This window comes from Granulicella sp. L56 (genome assembly GCF_009765835.1).
GTDB lineage: Bacteria > Acidobacteriota > Terriglobia > Terriglobales > Acidobacteriaceae > Edaphobacter.
In genome coordinates this window covers 611128-627979 of the sequence record NZ_LMUS01000001.1, presented here as the reverse complement: position 1 = coordinate 627979, position 16852 = coordinate 611128, and the positions used below count along the sequence as shown (strand labels likewise).

The following is a 16852-nucleotide window of genomic DNA, read 5'->3' as shown; positions in this document are numbered from 1 at the left end:
TCCACCTGTGTCGTAACGACACGAATTTCGGGCGAGTATCCGGTGATGGCTGGCCAAACTCCTCTGGCCGGTGGCTGTACATTCAGGGACGCTTGCGGTTCTAAAAAATAGCGCTGTCAAGCCGGTGCGGTGCGAGCGTGGAGCATTTGCTCCACGCTCGTATTATTTTCCCGAGCTTATTTATTCCTTGGGAATGTGTCGTATCTGATTGATCCTCGCATGGTTAAAACAGCTCCCGATCGCCTCGGTTGAGACTCAGCGAGCAATGCTTCCCATGAAATAGCAGCCTTGTTTGCCATGATTTGGGCCATCCAGACTGATTCTGACTAACAGCTTGGGTGAAGCTGTGCAGCAGTATTCCTAAACCCTATGACAACAATAAAAAAGCGAAATAGATGTAATTATTTCTAAAACGCTTCAAGAAGATGGAATAAACTCCTTGTCAAGAAACAAAAGATAACATAAGCTTACTCGCATTCGGATTTCTCTCATTACCCGTCAGCGCTATTCCTGGAGGTTCCCCCATGCACCTGCGACATAGAAGTGATTTCTCCCAGCGATTGAACCTGTCCAAAGTCATTCGGTATTTTCATTCCGTCGCCGTTCTGGCTTTTCTATCCTTCGCATTGAGCACAACTGCATCTGCTCAAACGGTCAATGCTGTTTTGCGCGGAACCGTGACCGACGTGTCCGGCGGAGTCATTCCGAATGCCGAACTTCGTCTGTTGGAGCCGGCCACAGGTCAAGTGGTACGGCAGGCAACGTCCACATCAACCGGCGATTTCGAATTTGATGAACTCAAGCCTGGAACGTACGAGCTTCGCTGTACGTCGGCTGGGTTCAAGCAGTTTGTTGCGAGTAGCATCCTGCTCGATAGTGGACAGATTCGTCGTGTCGATGCGCACCTTGCTGTTGGAGGGGCCACCCAGGAGGTCAACGTCACTGCTGGGGCCGCCGTCATATCGACCGAGTCAGCAACACTGGATGGTACCTACAGCTCAAAGCAGCATGACGAGTCGCCACAGGTAACCATCTATCCCACAAGTTACGCCATGCTGACGACGCAGTCCGGCGTGCAGGGAGGCGATGGAACAACTGTAGTTGCCAACGGCCAAACCCGCTCGCAGCAGACATTGACCTTCGATGGCATTCCAAATGATCTCAACGGAGAGCAAAGCAACAACGCAAATCTCTTCTCGGAAGTATCCGCGACCTTGTTCAATGCTCCGGCTGAGAGCGCGGTCCCAGTACAGATCAATCAGATCACCAAGCGCGGCACCAACTCGATTCATGGAAGTGCGAGCTATCGAATCTACGACTCTCTGTTCAATGCAGAAGGGTACTTCGATACGCAGAAGACTCCATACCTCCAGCATGAATGGAATATCGAGGTCGGTGGCCCCATCTGGAAGGATCACACCTTCTTCTATGGACAGTGGTTTGCTCAGCGGATTCCGCTTGGCACCGCATATCGTGCCAGCGTGCCAACTACCGATTGGAGAAACGGTGTCTTTGCCACAACGATCATTGACCCAACGACAGGACAGCCCTTCCCCAACAACACCATTCCGGCGAATCGAATCAGCTCTGTTGCCAAGGCGTTTCAGGATAACTATCTTCCCGCTCCAAATGTTCCTGGCAATAACACGTCTGTAGACAACTACGCGTTCCACTTCCCATTCAATAGCGACCTTTATCGCGGCGACTGGCCGATGGGGCGTATCGACCACAACCTGACGAAGAACAATACAATCTTTGTGCGTTGGCTGATGCGCCAGACACCGTATGTGCTCAACAACGGTCTGCCAAGCTTGATTTGGACACGATTGAGACGCGATCAGCAATGGGCGGCGGGAGACACTCATATCTTCACTCCACAACTGCTCAACAACTTCAGATTTGGATATTCCACGGATTACGTTTCGGACGGACAACAGGAAGGCGGCCAAACTCCTCCCGATGGCAGTAAAGTGCTTGCGACGACGGGCCTCGAAGGATCGAATCCCAGCGGTTTGACCGGACAGGGATTTCCTTCCATCACGATTAGCGGCTTAACTGCTCTGAGCAATGTTCCCGGAGGTACGAAGGCCAACGATCATATCCTCAGCCTTAATGATTCCATCGATTGGCAGGTCGGGCGCCATGTCATGAAATTTGGCGCAAGCATCGAACGCTATACCAACTCAGAGGGCGTTGTACCTGACTATGGAACCTTTATCTTTGATGGTTCGATAACAAGCAATGCATCTACAACAGGAAATGCATATGCGGATTTTCTCTTAGGCATTCCACAGACCAGCCAGCGAACAGATCCGCTGGGTACTCGGGAGCAGGTGCTTACGGAATACGGCTTCTATGCTGAAGATTCATTCAAACTCACCCCGCGTCTCAATATCAATTATGGAGTTCGATGGGATATATACGGAACACCGAATGAGTCGGACCATCTTATGTATAACTGGGATCCATCGACCCCCGATGAGGTTCTCGTTGATCCTGCGGCAATATCAAAAGTCAGCCCTTTATTTCTAAAACTGAACATTCCAGTAAAAGCAGCTAATGTAAGGGCCGTCACCGATAAAGATGATATTGCCCCACGGGTCGGCGTAGCGTATCAACTCTCCGATCACTCAGTAATACGTGGAGGGTACGGCATTTATACGTCGCGGCTGGACTCAGCGAAATACTTAGGGAGCTTTCTGCCGATCAATCCTCAACTGGGTTCCACCGGCCCCTTCTCACTTAGTGAAACCTATCAGAATCTACGCGGTAACAACCAACCGTATGTGACCTTTCCAGACCCTTATCCGCAAACTACCTCTTCGGCACAGGTATCAAGCCAGAGCGTGAGCGGTTATCCGCAACATATCAGCCATGGGCGAATTCAACAGTTCAGCGTTACTTATGAGCGAGAAATCAACAAGACTGGCTTGCGGGCTTCCTATGTCGGGTCTCGCAGCTCAGGCCTTAATTACTCCCTGAATACCAATCTGCCTGCTCCGAGTCTAACGTCGTTCACGGTGGGCAGAAGGCCCTATCAGAATTTCGTTGACACAACACTTCTTCGTTTCGACGGCGGCGCAAAGTATGACAGCTTACAAGTCGCGGCCAATCGTCGGATGAGCAGTCTCACTTTCAATGCAAGTTATTCTTTTTCTCGCAGCCTTCTCAACTACCTGGATACGGAGAACCCTTATGACGTTCTAAGTCACTGGTCCAATGATGGAGTTACTCAAAGGCACTATGCATCTGTCAGTGCAGTTTGGAACCTGCCATTTGGTAAAAGTCATCGCTATCTGTCGAGCGGTGGAGGCGTAATGGAGAGGGCTGTTGGCGGATGGTCGACGAATGTGATGACCTATCTTGGATCCGGCGAGTGGTTTTCTCCGTCGTTTGATAGCCTTGACCCATCAAACACTGGAACTCTTGGCGGCCTCCCCGATAAGGTTGGAGATCCCAATAACGTCCCAGGTGGCAAGAGCAAAGCGAACTGGTTCAACGTCGCTGCCTTTGCGGTGCCGCAACAAGGTCATTTCGGTAATGCGTTACCAAATAGCCTTGAAAGCCAGCGTCTATACGTGACGCATATCTCGCTGATCAAAGCAGTTCCCATTACCGAGCGCGTCAAGTTCAACTTTGTGGCGCAAGCCTCTAACCTCTTCAACCATCCCTATTTTCTGCCACCCAGCGGAGACATATCGGTGGATGGAGGAAACCAATTTACAAGCCAGGTCGATACCTTCAGCTCGTTGGAGATTGCGAAGCCACGGCAGATTACATTCCAAGGAGTGTTTGTATTTTGAAATCTGCAACCTGTAGCTGATTTCAGTTCCTTGTGATGAATCCACTGCGGTGGATTCATTATAAGGAAACTGAGATTTCATTTTCAATAACAGCAAATAAGATGGCAAAAGGCTATTAGTGATTTTGTCATCACTGAAGAGGCTTGTTAATGAGCATCCTTACACGTCGTGAGTTTATCCAGGCAGCGGGAGGAGCCACAATGAGTCGGGCTATTGTTCCTCATGTTCCTTTTGGTACGCGAGCGGCGATAGCTCCAGCTATGAACTTCAGTCGCAATGATAATACTGCAAACACCCCAATCCAGTTCCTTATCTTTCCAGAGCCAAGAGAAATCTCCGCTTCGCAAAATAATTTTGTTCTCGATAGCCAGGCACGTGTTGTTATTCCGTCTAATGCGTCAGATGAAGACCTATTCCTTGCGAGTTCTCTCGTCAACGAAATAGGTGATCAGTTTGGTCTTTATCTTAAAATTGAGAGGGTGGAAAATCTCAATGGTCAACAGCGCACCATTCTAATGGGATCAATAAGCAATCCCTTGGTACAGCAATGCTGTTCTCATCTCTCGCCGTCTGCAAACATTGATACCCTTGGCCCAGAAGGTTATATTCTCCGCAGTGAAGAGAACACCATTCTTGTGGCTGGCAGTGACGAGCGCGGTGCATTTTATGGAATGCAGTCTCTTCGTCAACTACTTATTAGCCAGGATAACCGTCTCTCCTTTAAAGGTGTCCATATACGGGATTGGCCCGATAAGCCTTTTCGGGGAATATATTTGTTTCTTCCTGGCCGCGACAATATAGCTTTCTTCAAGCGGTTCGTGCGCGACTACATGGCGTTATATAAATTCAATACCCTAATCATGGAGATGGGTGCGAGTATGCGCCTCGATAAGCACCCTGAGCTGAATTATGGATGGGTGCAGTTCGCAAGGGACGCAAACTATAGCTGTAGAAATTATCCTCCTAGACCTTTTCACGACATCGAACAGAACTCTTCTCACCAGGACACGGCTGATGGTGGATTTTTAGAAAAGGAAGAGGTCGCAGATTTGGTGAGATGGATTGAAAAGCACCATATAGAACTTATACCAGAGATTGCTTCGTTTACTCATAGCTACTACCTTTTGACACGACAAAAAGAACTGGCTGCGATTCCGGAAAACAAATGGCCAGACATCTATTGCCCCACAAATCCGAAGGCCTACTCTTTGGTATTTGAGGTCTATGACGAGTACATCGATCTTCTTAAGCCGAAAAGTATCCACATTGGCCATGATGAATTATTCCTACCTGTAGGAGCATCTCCGCATTGTGCAGATGTAGACATCGGCGAACTCTTTGGAGAAGATGTTCGCAAGATTCACGACTATCTAGCTTCGAAGGGTATCAAAACACAGCTTTGGGGCGACATGCTGCTTGAATCAGTTCGCGGTGTAGGTCTAAAAAAACAGGTCGCCCCGGACGGTTGGATTTATCAGACTCCCGGCGGCATGACACCAGAACAGGTGGGTCGGCTCATCCCAAAGGATTGTCTAATCTTTAATTGGTTTTGGAGTAAAGGAGAGGGGACTGAGAGCAACGCAGAATTAAACGAGGCTACTCTCGACAAGATGGGCTTCCAGCAAGTATTTGGGAACTTCACTCCCGACATTGAAAATTATGAGTCGAGAAAAAAGCGCACCACTCTTTTAGGGGCAGCTACATCCTCATGGTCCGCGACCAATGAATTCAACTTTGGCAAGGACCTGATGATCAATTTTTTAGGATCCAGCAGTATTCTTTGGTCTGGTCAGGTCATGCAGACTGAAAAATTAGTCGATCGAATCCAATCGATGCTTCCAGGTATCCGGGGACGACTATCAGGAATAGTTGTTCCAAGTCTCACTGAGAAACTCATCATTCCCATAGATATTTCAGAGAAATTTAATACAAGCGAGACTTTAGCTTCGCTAGGTACGGATTTAGCCGGCCTAAAAACAGGATTGGTGTATCTTCAAAAAATTCCATTCGACTTGAAATCGGTGAATGGAAAATGCGCGATTGCTGTAGGAGTAGAGGGAAGAGGCAATTCTGGACTAGCTGACGCTGTTACGGGCATTCGTGTCGGAGAAGCAGCAACCAGTCTGATCTTTCTTCATGCAGCAGCAAAACCTGCTTCTAACAAGGAGAGCTTCAGACTCATCTGGGACCAAGAAGACACAGCGGATCTATTGGGATGGTATGAAATCGTCTATGAAGATGGATTTATTACTAGTATCCCGATTCGCTACGGTGTCAATATTCTCGAATGGGATTGGGGACGAAGACCTACTGCACATAATTATTGCTATGGCGCAGATGCCCTGTCTGTTGGAAGCCATCCAGACAGTAATATTTCATTTTTCGCTTTCGAGTGGATAAATCCTAGATTAGGTAAAGTGATTGAAGAGGTCCGACTAAAAGGAACTAAGGATTTCCGCGGTGGCTCGAATGATTTTAATAACAGCTACGGTCCAGTGATAGAAAGCAACGCTGTGATCTTAAAGGCAGTCAGTGTAGTCAGGAAACGGACTTGATTGCGCCTTTCATGTTGAGTAGCAATAAATTGTAGTTTGACGGAATTAGCACAGAGGAGAATCGATGGTTATCGCACATGTCCGCAAGTTTATCCTGATTGGCGGCTTCGCAATTTGTCTTGCTCTCGGCACGTCTGGGACTGGAAATGCCGCACCTGTGGCAGGGAACACAACTCCCGCGTGGAACGGTCTTGCACCCACTCCACCCATGGGATATAACAATTGGTCGTATTACCAGTGCAATATCAACGAAGCGTTGATTCTGGCGCAAGCGAAGGCATTGGTCAGCTCCGGTCTTGCCAAAAAAGGATACGACACCATCACCATTGACGATTGCTGGATGGCAAAGAAGCGCAACAGCGATGGAACGCTTGCTGGCGATCCACAGAAGTTTCCTCACGGGATGGCATGGATGGGGCAACAGGTACACGCACTAGGCCTCAAGTTCGGCATCTATGAAGATGCGGGTGACAAGACGTGCGCGGGATTTCCGGGCTCGTGGAATTTCTTCCAAAAAGATGCGGACACCTTCGCAAAATGGAATGTGGACTACATTAAGCTCGATGGCTGCAACGTACCAGCGGTGCCGGGTAAAACAAACGAAGAGGCATACCATTACGCATATAAGGCGTTTAGTGATGCCATCCTACATACCCACCGGAAGATGGTGTACTCCGAGTCTGCGCCCGCTTATTTTCAAAATACTCCTGATGACTGGTATCTGGTGTTGGGGTGGGTTGCGAAGTATGGAAATCTGTGGCGCGAAGGTGACGATATCGCGCTGGGACAGTACTCTGGCGCAAGCAAGTGGAAGAGCCTTAACTATAACTACAGCTACAACGTTGGCCTTTGGAAGTACGCCGGCCCGGGGCATTGGAATGATCCGGACTTCCTGTTAGTTGGTGACAGCGGTCTCAGCGGCGATGAGATGCAATCTCAGATGTCCCTATGGGCAATCATGGCTGCGCCGCTCATCAGCAGCACAAATATCGCAAAGATCAGTCCAGCGGCGCTCTCTATATTGAGCAACGCGGATGTAATTGCAGTCGATCAGGACCCGGCAGGCGTTCAGGGCCACATTGTGCAGTTCGGGGAGACCTATGATGTGCTTGCCAAGCCGCTCTCAAACGGGGACGTGGCAGTGGTGCTGTACAACAAGGGGAGCGCTCCGAAGAAGATTGCCACGACGGCTACGCTCGCGGGATTCAAGAGCCCTTCATCCCTGAAGCTCAAGAATCTGGTATCGAAATCGATCACGACATCGAAGGGGACGATTGAGGCAATTGTGCCGCCGCACGGTTCCGTCATCTATCGGGTCACCGCACAATAAATCCAAGGGTTCTGCGTTTCTCCATGGCACTTCTTCCTGAAGTGCCATGGAGAATCGCTAATCCTGGCGAAATGCCGATCCAATCCTGTTGAAACAATTTGTATTAGAATGACTTTATAGCGGAGAGGTGGCAGAGTCCGGCTGAATGCACCTGACTCGAAATCATCCTCCCGGTCCCCTGATATCTAAATCAACCAATTCAAAACAAACGCTTTATAAGCCAATGCCTGCACGGACTGTTGCATCATAAATCCCAATAAGTATGGGTACGAACGGATGCGTTTGGTCACACTTTTGGTCACAGCGGCACCGAGGATTTGCTGTAGTTGCTGTAGTGAACTAGACGCACATCGTCAGTGCGGAGCTTGTACTTTCCGTGACCAAATAATGTTCCTGGATCTATTCGACGATGAGCTACACAGCGTTCCAAGTCGACCTCGGGATACTTCACATTCGTGAGCCAAAGTTTGGATAAACGGAGGACTGATCCGTGAACATCGCCAACTACGAGGGGGCTGGTTGCACTCCGAGGAATCAGCTGCATCAGACCAGTCTAGGCGCGATTCTAGTAGAATTCCCCATCGATCTAATACATGATTCAGGAGATGCGAACTTGCTCGAACGCTGCATAAGACGGCTGAGGGGGATCTGTGGCCCTGATGCGAAGGCATTTGTTACAACTTTCTTTCTCTTACTTGCATGCGTTTCAACAGTCAAGGGGCAGGAGCGCCTGATTGACAGCGTCGATCCAATGATCGGCACAACGAATGGCGGAAATACTTATCCGGGAGCAACGCTGCCCTTCGGCATGATCCAGTGGAGTCCAGACACGGACCAGAACTTCTACTTTTATGACCAGAAGAAGATTCGCGGTTTCAGTTTGACGCATTTGAGTGGTGGTGGATGTCCGCTATTTGGAGACATGCCGATACTTCCATTGAGTGTGCCGCCGAACGCGACGCGAGATCCGAAGCAGCTTGAAAGTGTAGCATTCAAGCACACCGATGAAGTGGCGCAGCCCGGGTACTATTCGGTGAAGCTCGCCGATGGAACGATTGTCGAACTAACTTCATCTGACCGTAGCGGGATGGCACGGCTCACTTTTCCTAAAGGGCGTCATGCAGGTGTATTAGTTAATGGCCCCGGCAGCGCTTCGGCAGATGTGCATATATCTTTTCTGCCACCGCTTGGCCGAGAACATGATGGAGAAAGCCTGAGTGTTGGAGGCGACGGCATTCTAAGTGGAACGGTCACGGCAGGTGGATTCTGCGGGTCTCCGACCAAATATACGCTGCATGTGGCCTATGCATTCCAGTCTAAGCCTCGCGCTATATCTCTCTGGCAGGACGATGTTCAGCAATCTTCGAAGCAACATGTTGCCGGGAAGAAGGCTGCCGCGTGGGTTGACCTAGGCGACGATCAGACACAGTTGATAAAGGTGGGATTGTCTTATGTAAGCGAAGAAAAGGCTCGAGCAAACTTACGGGCTGAATTGCCGGGATGGAATTTTGATGCGACTCGGCGGCATGCTCAGGATCGTTGGGAGAATGCGCTTGCGAGTATCAAGATTGAAGGCGCAAATGCGGCCGATCGCAAGATCTTTTATACCGGGCTTTATCATGAATTGATTGGGCAAACTCTCTTCAGTGATGCCGACGGCGAGTACATGGGGCTCGACAATAAGGTTCACCATCTGCACCCGGGCCAGACGGGGCAATACACAAACATTTCTGATTGGGATATCTACCGCAACACGGTACAGCTTCAGGCGCTTCTGTTTCCTCAGGAGGCCAGCGACCTTGCACAGTCGTTGGTGAACGACGCTGAGCAATTAGGGTCTTACCCGCGATGGGTAACGGCGAACGATGGTTCTTACGTTATGGGCGGCGATTCGCCACCGATCATCGTCTCGTCCATCTATGCATTTGGAGCGAGGAAGTTCGATGCGAAGTCAGCCCTGAAGTATGCAGACAAGGTGGCAACGATTCCCGGCCTTGGACAGCATGGCCGTACCGAGCGCGATAATCTGGCAGACTATCTAAAGCTGGGGTATATCCCGTCGAGCAATGTCATCTCAGTCTCTGAGACACTTGAGTTTGCGAATGCGGATTTTGCTGCCTCGCAGTTGGCTAAGTCTCTCGGCGATAAGGCGTCGTATAACCTCCATCTGAAGCTCGCGAGTAACTGGCGCAATCTTATGGACCCGACTACGCACTGGATGAGGCCGAGGCTCGCCGATGGCTCGTGGCTGCCTGGGTTCGATGCAGAGAAGTCGTTGCCGCATAGACCCAAGGCCTCGGTGCCGACCGATCAGCTTGGTTTTGAAGAAGGAAACACCTATCAGTACACGTTCATGCTGCCCTTCGACTACCAGGGATTGTTTGCTTCGATCGGCAGCAATGAGATGGTCGAGAAACGGCTGGATCGGTTCTTCTCCAAGCTGGTGTGTTGGGGAGAGCCATGTTTCAACATGGCGAACGAACCTGACTTCGTGACTCCCTACGCTTATACGTTTTTGGGTAAACCATGGAAGACGGCCAGCCTGGTTACCCGGATTGAAGACGAGACGTTCAACGCGACGCCGGGAGGCATCCCGGGCAATGACGATCTGGGCGCTACATCAGGTGTCTATCTCTGGAATGCTCTTGGTATGTATCCCGCCATCCCTGGGCGCGATGGAGTTGTGCTGGGTACGCCCCGGTTCTCACGAGCGACCTTGCGACTTAGTCGAGGCAGGACCCTTACTGTGGTTCGCAATGGTAAAGGAAACTATGTGGAGGGAGTGAAGATCAACGGCAAGGCGCACCGTAGCTCGTGGCTATCGCTAGACGAACTGCAAGGCTCAAGCGAGGAGATCGATTTCGATCTTAGTGACACGCAAGGCAGCACATGGGCTACTCAACAGCCTGATCTGCCGCCTTCGATGTCAACGGAGATCGCACGTCATTCAAAATGATCTAGGATGGCAGGAAATTAGTGCCCCCATTCCCAGAAAACGACAGGTTCTCCCTGAGCCTGAATCAATGCGGGTTGTTCGAACGGCGCCGGCACGCCAGACACAGGTGAAAATTTTGGCACTAGACTAGCCTTTCCTAACGCACGCGACTGCTAAACTTCACGCATGGAAAATCTTAGGGTTATCGACGAAGCTGGCAATCGACAAGACTACAAGACTGAATTTGTACCGCGTATCGGAGAACGTATCGTTCTGGAATATGGCATCGCGGGCGCGCCCGTCAGAACCCATTACCTGCGGGTAAAAGACGTCGCCTATCACTTGGACCAACCGACCGCAGTGCAGGCCCAGATCTTCGTGATTGAAGAAAATGAGCCTGAACTCTGGCCAAGTTGATATTCTTCCGCTGACAGGTGCAGGGCCCAACTTCAGAAACCAGTCGGAATTGCATCCCGAAAATCAATCCTTAGAGATGTAGGCATTCACGCCAATGGTGACGTTCTTCCCCTCCACCATGGCGTCTGTTGTGACGTTTCCGCGTGTGGTGGCGACAAGCATGGTCTTGCCGCTGCTCGATAGCTTTGGCGTTTCGAGCGGCAAACGGATTACGAGCTCATTTCCTTCGACTGTTACCTGCATGGTGGTCTCCTTATGCAGTTCTGGTGGTGGGTTCGGCTTCGAATAGATCTCCCGGCATAGTGACGGCCGGAGCGGTGATGTATCTGCCTCGATACTCGAGCGGGCATGACAAACACTTTATCCGCTCAGGGAATACGTGGCCGATGATAAGTTCTTTCTTGAAATAGACCACGTTCATATAGCCACATCTGCATACCCAGGTGGCACGATAGGGCGCGACGCGAACCAGATCCTTCTGGCCCGCGACTGAGCGCTGCAGAGTCTTATGTTTTCTAAGGGCTTTACTTGGCATTGCCTACCCCCTTTGCACGTCTGGAGGTGGCGCGGCGGGCATCGGCGGCGTGAGTGCTTGCAATCCCCAATGCTGTAGAGGATTGAAGCTCTTTCGCTGTATTCGGGATGAAACGATCTGGAGAGACTCGCCCCGCGTTGTATCCTCTCCAAACTGCTGTCATGAATGCGTATTCGTCGCCGGCATCGGCCGCCTTCACAAAAGCTTCGCGTAGTTTCCAATATGTGGGTGAACGGAACAAGTCGAAGAATCCTTGATCCATGTCGTCCATGGTCAAATCGTCTTCGGCCTCGCACTGAGCAGCCAAGGTGAAATCAGTATTAATTTGTGACGAGGCGGATAAGAGCGGATCTTCGTTCCCGTAACGCCATCCTCAACTGAGCTGCGTGCCGAGCTAATCAGCGAGAGAATGGCGTGTTCAACCTCCTTATGGTCATCGACCTTGGAATGATGAGAGGTCATGACTCCGACAACGGGAAGAACCGGATCCAGCGGCGCGTATTGTGGGTTTGTAGCGAGAAGTTGATAAGGTGCGCCTAGTGTGCAGGCATACTTGCGGAAGACGAGTGACTGGCCGGGCAGGCCTGCGACTACAAAATCACCATCTTTTGGCTTTCGGTATGGATCGATGATGACGGTGTCGCCGACGTTGAAATTGGGAAGCATTGTGGCGCCGAGGATGTGAAATGCAAAAGGCTCTGTCCAGCAAAAGTAGGTGGCCGAATCTTTGCTCTGTTCAACATACGGAACGGCGTTGCGGACGATCTCGGAGGTCTTGGTTTTGTTGGTGGTTTTTAGTGCAGATGCACTTATAGCGCTGGTATTCTTGGTCTTAGCCATTATGGAGTCCTATCCGACTTCGTTTGGTTAGCCTCGGACTTGTGCTAGTAACACAGGTTCGGGGCGCTTTTGCGTTTACGGGCCAGGAAGAGTTGAAGAATCAATTCACCGAGCACCATCGTGTGTGTATTCATACAGCGTCACATTTGTACTTGTCAACATCATGCGGTAAAGATGTTATATTGAACCTCTAAGGGAGAGCCAAAGTGCGTAAAGGAACTGGCAAAAAGATAGTCAAGGCAACAGCACCGGCAACTGCTACCGAAGGCGGTCCCCCCGAGTTTGTTGCCTCGTCGCTGAGGATAGAGAAATCAATCCATGATCGTCTCAGAAAGCTTGCATTCGATACCCGCATGCCTATGCAGACATATGTGAATCGCGGTATAGAGATGGTGCTTAAGGCTGAAAAATACTGAGGGTGGAAGATATGCGAGACCTGCGTCTATCTCTGGCATCGTGGCAGATGCTACAACGTCTCAATCAGGACGGAGTTGCGATTTGGTATTGCGACACTGACGGCCGCTTTTACTTCACTCTGGATGAACTTACAGTCGATCTGGTGCGCACGAGCACGATGGATACACTCACGCGCCTAGGGTGCGTCAGGAGAGAGCGATCGACTGAGCCATGGTATTCCATCTCGGAAAAAGGCCGAACGGCCCTACAGAAGCGTATAGCGGCCGAAAATATGCTCACATTCGTTGAGGGTGATCTCAGCACGTCAAGAATGGAAGAGTCTTATGGATGACCAAGTGAATCCCCCGAAAAAGAGATCGGCTAAGGTCCCAACATTCCTGACGCCGGAAGAAGCTGCCGCATTGCTCACGAGGCCGGTCGGCACAATCAACCGATGGCGGGCAGAGGGTAGAGGTCCTCGGTACTTCAAGCTGGGAGGCCGCATTCGGTATGATGAAGCCGATTTACTCGCCTACATCGCCGAATGCAGCCATGACCCGTCCGTACGAGCGTGACCGAATTATATGACAAACCGAAATGCTCTCACCTCGAGGCAATCACACAGAAGTGCCAGCGACAGATGCTGAAACCCGCATAGACTAATCGCATTCCCCCACTAGGCAACGCTTAGAGAAAGAACCCGATATGCAACAAGGGCCCCAGTCTGATCACAAAAAACGGAAGAAAGCTAACTCGAAATATTCCAACACTGCGTTGACCTTCGATTCCGATTCAACGCTGGAAAACGCAGCGTTTGCGCTCGCCACAATGCGCGAAGCTTCCGAGGTCGACGATGTAGTCTCCGTCATCACCAACCTTGCATACTCGCCCGCCTTTTTGCTTATTGCCGAGGAGTATCGCCAGGCGCTTCAGGAGCAAATGAAGCTTGGTGAGAAAGACGATAATGGCAATGATTTCGACCTGCGCCTTCTTTGTGCGCGATGTTTCATTGCCGGTCACACTCTGAGACTGTAGCCAAAGCGATTCGCCTTATCTTAGAGCGACGTCTTCTTTGCTCGACGTTGTTCCGTGGATACGATCCGAGATTTGATTAGTTCGGCCGGGTCTATCCTGCGATCCGCCGCATATCGCTCCAAGTCGACCTCGGCATATCGAACGTTTCGCGGGCTGAGTTGAATAAATGGCGGCCCAATTCGCGAACAGCGCCAACTGCGCAGGGTCGCTGGCTGCACGCCAAGGAATGCTGCGGCTTCTTTTGTCGACAACATACGGATCACATCCAGTGGAATTTTTAGCGGGGTAACTGTTCAGCGTCCCAGGGCGAACTTGCCCATTTCTTGCCATCAGATAAGCAAAGGCTGCTGGCCATCTACTCGACGGCAAAGAGTACCACCAGTTCCCAGCGGTGCCGCGATGAAGTTACGTGATCGGCTGTACTTCAAAATCGTCTGGTACCGTTATCGGGTGAATGTCCCTAATAAGGCTGCCGATCTCTCCATCGCGGAGATATCGCTCGCATTCAATAAAAGTCTGCTTGGTGACGGGGTAATGCATTTTTATCCATTCCCACGATCTATTTGGAGTCAGTGCAATCGGATTGCCGCTCCATATTCCGGTGTCGGGATGTTGCGGATAGATAAGAATCCGCACTTCGTCGGGGAAATTGATTGGTTCGATGGCGAGCGTTCCATAGACTTTGATGTCTCTCATATTCCGGGCCTTTCACTTATTGTTCAGCATCTAGGGGCCGCTGGTGCGGTAGCGACCGCACATATATTAGCGGTCCCTGATCAGGGAGATAGTTATGTTTCCCGCCAAAAAAGAGAACTCTCGTCGGCTTACCTCAAATCCTTTGCCATTGATATAAACCGTGTCACCGGGCAACGGAAGTATATGGGATTCGTCTGCGGAAAGTTCTGTTTCGGCAATCGGATGTCCCAGGTTGTCGCTGTATTCAAGGTTGAGTTTTGTCATCCCGAAAGCCTACCACTTCAGAGGACAGCATGAGCCAGATAACCATAGAGCGATTGAAAGAGATCGCTGAGACAGAATACGAAGACGTTGACCCGCTGATCATGGCAGTGCGCGAGATAGCGCTGGGCTTGGCTCAGGTGATGGAGTCAGGATCGAAGCCAGCCTCGGCGCCGCCGGCACAGCAACAGTCGTCTGGCGGCCGCGTGATGGGTAAGCCAATACCTCCGGACTTGAAGCGAACAACCTGCCGTTCCTGTCATGAGGATGTGGTGGTGTTTATCAGCAAGCGAACCCAGAAGCCATATCTCTGCGACGTCCGAGGTCGAGGGGATCTGTGAAGAGACGATGAGATCAGATCAGTAGGGATCCGTACCGTTCGATCGATCAAGGTGAAGAATAGCTTCGTCAATCTTGAGGTCAAAATTCTCCACGATAGCTTCAACCGTGTTGTTAAAGAGATAAGCCAATTCCACGAGTGCAACTACGATGGCAATGCCGACCGCCTCAATGGGTTGAAAACGAAGATACTCCGCGGTGTGAATGACGACGATTGTGAGCATTCCCGCTACGATACCGAGCCAGAGAACATCAAAGAATTTTGTTTTATTCATGCAGGCATCGTCTCAGGGCAAAACACCAGTGGCAAGCCATTAGTGGTGTTCTCTCATGTCACTTATTCGACGGTGTGCCGGTGAGGCGCGTAGGCGGATAACACCCTGCACGCTTCATCTGGATGAGCTCGTAGCCGTTCCAAGGCCAGCCGACGCCGCGTTTGAGCAGGGCGTGTAGCCTAAATACCACGCTTCACTGGCCCCTTCTATTATTTAGCTTGTCTGCTGGTTTAGGCTTTTTGACGGCATACCACTCAGCGTAGTGCTCTCGTGCCCAAACCTTTCGAGCATTTCTAAATTCAGGTGTGTTCTCGCGATCTCGACGACTGCAAGCCTTCGAACAGAATTTCTGATCGATCCGGCTAGCAAGAAACCAATGCCCGCACGGTCGAGGCTTTTTTACTTCACGCTCACCGCGCTGACTTGCAACGGGAGCATTGCATTTCCGGAGCAAGTGAAACCGCTGATCTTGAATAAGCTTGACTAGATCAGCGACTGCCTGTTGTTCCCCGAATGGAAATCTGCCCGTCAACACAAAACTTAGTAAAAGACCGGCGGTTCCGTCGGTGTCTATCTTGCGCGAATCGCGGATTTCGGCCGCCAGGTATTTCTTGGGGATGAACTTGTCGAACGCCGGCTGACGTAGCTTGTGGTGGGTGTCGATGCCGTATTCGCCGCGATAGGCGTGAAGGCGCCGATTTACTTGTCGGTAGGCCGCCAAGAGTTCGGTAGGTGGATTGTCGAAGAAGTCTCGATCTGGCCATTTCTCGAGGCAATTTTTTAGCGTTGCGCCAGCCCAGGCGAAAGCCTCGATGAGTTTTATCACTCGTTGTACAGACACGAGCGTCGGGAGCGCGGTGCGATCCGGGCCTGCATAGATGAATCCTGGCTTTCGCCTAGGTTTTATCCAAGCTGGCGACTGCTTGAGGGCCTCAAAGTTTCGGTTGATCCATTGGAGTAAGTTGGCCGCTCGGGGGTCGCCATTCTCTGCGGATCCAGCTCGAAGGAGCAGATATTCATTGCTCTCATATGGATTGAGTTTCGAGTTCACTTTGCGCACCGTCATCATGGCCTCATTCCGTTTCTTGACATGCTCTTTGGTTAGGATAGAGCCAGTTGAGAATGTTGTAAAGCTAAATACGATATTGAGCGACCATTGCAGTCAATGGAAGTCACGATACTGAGGTGGAAGCATGGATAATCTCTACTCGATAAATGCAGCAGCGGAGAAGCTCGGGGGAGTCAGTCCCGGAACTATAAAACTTTGGCTGTCTCAAGGGAAATTGAAGCGCACAAAAATTGGCCGACGAACGATGATCTCCGAGAATGAACTTCGGAGGTTTCGAAATGCTGGCGGAAGCGCCGCGTTACCGAATATCTGCAAGCCCGCGACAAACGAAACGACGGCGGTGGGATAGATGGGACCCGGTGAGTT

At 50.8% G+C, this 16852-nt stretch carries 18 protein-coding genes; 11 read left to right on the top strand and 7 right to left on the bottom strand.

The genetic code is table 11. The annotated features are described in order from the left end of the window. Positions 1 to 524 precede the first annotated feature (524 nt). The 5 genes from GSQ81_RS02615 (at position 525) to GSQ81_RS02595 (ending at position 11040) form a co-directional block, all read left to right on the top strand. Positions 525 to 3803 carry a carboxypeptidase-like regulatory domain-containing protein gene (locus tag GSQ81_RS02615; protein WP_158909170.1) on the top strand — a complete coding sequence of 1093 codons (3279 nt, stop codon included), beginning with the start codon at positions 525 to 527 and terminating at the stop codon, positions 3801 to 3803. Between the two features lie 149 nt (positions 3804 to 3952). Next, positions 3953 to 6358 (top strand): beta-N-acetylhexosaminidase, encoded by a 2406-nt coding sequence (locus GSQ81_RS02610; RefSeq protein WP_158909169.1) that lies wholly within the window; start codon positions 3953 to 3955, stop codon positions 6356 to 6358. A gap of 64 nt (positions 6359 to 6422) precedes the next feature. Beyond that, positions 6423 to 7688, top strand: coding sequence for a glycoside hydrolase family 27 protein (locus tag GSQ81_RS02605; RefSeq protein WP_158909168.1), 1266 nt, complete (start codon positions 6423 to 6425; stop codon positions 7686 to 7688). A 490-nt stretch (positions 7689 to 8178) separates the two neighbouring features. Beyond that, on the top strand, positions 8179 to 10644 hold the full coding sequence (locus GSQ81_RS02600) for a GH92 family glycosyl hydrolase (RefSeq protein ID WP_254059949.1): 2466 nt from the start codon (positions 8179 to 8181) through the stop codon (positions 10642 to 10644). Positions 10645 to 10809: 165 nt separating this feature from the next. After that, positions 10810 to 11040, top strand: a complete 231-nt coding sequence (locus tag GSQ81_RS02595) for a hypothetical protein (protein ID WP_158909166.1) — start codon at positions 10810 to 10812, stop codon at positions 11038 to 11040. 63 nt (positions 11041 to 11103) lie between these two features. Here the strand turns inward: GSQ81_RS02595 and GSQ81_RS02590 are convergent, their stop codons facing one another. The 3 genes from GSQ81_RS02590 to GSQ81_RS02580 all read right to left on the bottom strand — a co-directional run bounded on the left by GSQ81_RS02590 (position 11104) and on the right by GSQ81_RS02580 (position 12415). Next, the gene (locus tag GSQ81_RS02590; RefSeq protein ID WP_158909165.1) at positions 11104 to 11283 is read right to left on the bottom strand and encodes a hypothetical protein; all 180 of its coding nucleotides are present in this window, start codon (positions 11281 to 11283) and stop codon (positions 11104 to 11106) included. A 281-nt stretch (positions 11284 to 11564) separates the two neighbouring features. Continuing rightward, complete coding sequence (locus GSQ81_RS02585) at positions 11565 to 11846, bottom strand: hypothetical protein (RefSeq protein WP_158909164.1); 282 nt, start codon at positions 11844 to 11846, stop codon at positions 11565 to 11567. Positions 11847 to 11848: 2 nt separating this feature from the next. After that, positions 11849 to 12415 (bottom strand): S24 family peptidase, encoded by a 567-nt coding sequence (locus tag GSQ81_RS02580; protein WP_158909163.1) that lies wholly within the window; start codon positions 12413 to 12415, stop codon positions 11849 to 11851. Positions 12416 to 12621: 206 nt separating this feature from the next. Between GSQ81_RS02580 and GSQ81_RS02575 the strand changes: the two genes are divergently transcribed. The 3 genes from GSQ81_RS02575 to GSQ81_RS02565 all read left to right on the top strand — a co-directional run bounded on the left by GSQ81_RS02575 (position 12622) and on the right by GSQ81_RS02565 (position 13846). Continuing rightward, positions 12622 to 12831, top strand: coding sequence for a hypothetical protein (locus GSQ81_RS02575; protein WP_158909162.1), 210 nt, complete (start codon positions 12622 to 12624; stop codon positions 12829 to 12831). A 324-nt stretch (positions 12832 to 13155) separates the two neighbouring features. Then, positions 13156 to 13386, top strand: a complete 231-nt coding sequence (locus GSQ81_RS20295) for a helix-turn-helix domain-containing protein (protein WP_158909161.1) — start codon at positions 13156 to 13158, stop codon at positions 13384 to 13386. Positions 13387 to 13516: 130 nt separating this feature from the next. Beyond that, complete coding sequence (locus GSQ81_RS02565; RefSeq protein ID WP_158909160.1) at positions 13517 to 13846, top strand: hypothetical protein; 330 nt, start codon at positions 13517 to 13519, stop codon at positions 13844 to 13846. Between the two features lie 20 nt (positions 13847 to 13866). Here GSQ81_RS02565 and GSQ81_RS20290 read toward each other — a convergent pair whose 3' ends face one another. Then, positions 13867 to 14100, bottom strand: a complete 234-nt coding sequence (locus GSQ81_RS20290; RefSeq protein ID WP_158909159.1) for a helix-turn-helix domain-containing protein — start codon at positions 14098 to 14100, stop codon at positions 13867 to 13869. Positions 14101 to 14245: 145 nt separating this feature from the next. Between GSQ81_RS20290 and GSQ81_RS02555 the strand changes: the two genes are divergently transcribed. Together GSQ81_RS02555 and GSQ81_RS02550 are read left to right on the top strand one after the other, a co-directional pair. After that, positions 14246 to 14839 carry a hypothetical protein gene (locus GSQ81_RS02555; RefSeq protein ID WP_158909158.1) on the top strand — a complete coding sequence of 198 codons (594 nt, stop codon included), beginning with the start codon at positions 14246 to 14248 and terminating at the stop codon, positions 14837 to 14839. Continuing rightward, positions 14836 to 15144: a hypothetical protein gene (locus GSQ81_RS02550; protein ID WP_158909157.1), complete on the top strand. Its 309-nt coding sequence runs from the start codon at positions 14836 to 14838 to the stop codon at positions 15142 to 15144. The genes GSQ81_RS02555 and GSQ81_RS02550 overlap by 4 nt, the downstream gene beginning before the upstream one ends. 18 nt (positions 15145 to 15162) lie before the next feature. On the opposite strand, the gene GSQ81_RS02545 is transcribed toward GSQ81_RS02550, so the two are convergent. Genes GSQ81_RS02545 through GSQ81_RS02540 form a run of 3 tightly spaced genes read right to left on the bottom strand, consistent with a single transcriptional unit; the run spans position 15163 to position 16486 of the window. Beyond that, positions 15163 to 15417 (bottom strand): hypothetical protein, encoded by a 255-nt coding sequence (locus GSQ81_RS02545; RefSeq protein WP_158909156.1) that lies wholly within the window; start codon positions 15415 to 15417, stop codon positions 15163 to 15165. 58 nt (positions 15418 to 15475) lie between these two features. After that, positions 15476 to 15607, bottom strand: coding sequence for a hypothetical protein (locus tag GSQ81_RS20215; RefSeq protein WP_256369650.1), 132 nt, complete (start codon positions 15605 to 15607; stop codon positions 15476 to 15478). A gap of 3 nt (positions 15608 to 15610) precedes the next feature. Further along, complete coding sequence (locus GSQ81_RS02540) at positions 15611 to 16486, bottom strand: hypothetical protein (protein ID WP_158909155.1); 876 nt, start codon at positions 16484 to 16486, stop codon at positions 15611 to 15613. Between the two features lie 124 nt (positions 16487 to 16610). On the opposite strand from GSQ81_RS02540, the gene GSQ81_RS02535 reads away from it, so the two are divergent. After that, positions 16611 to 16835, top strand: a complete 225-nt coding sequence (locus GSQ81_RS02535; protein WP_158909154.1) for a helix-turn-helix domain-containing protein — start codon at positions 16611 to 16613, stop codon at positions 16833 to 16835. The last annotated feature ends 17 nt before the right edge of the window (positions 16836 to 16852 follow it).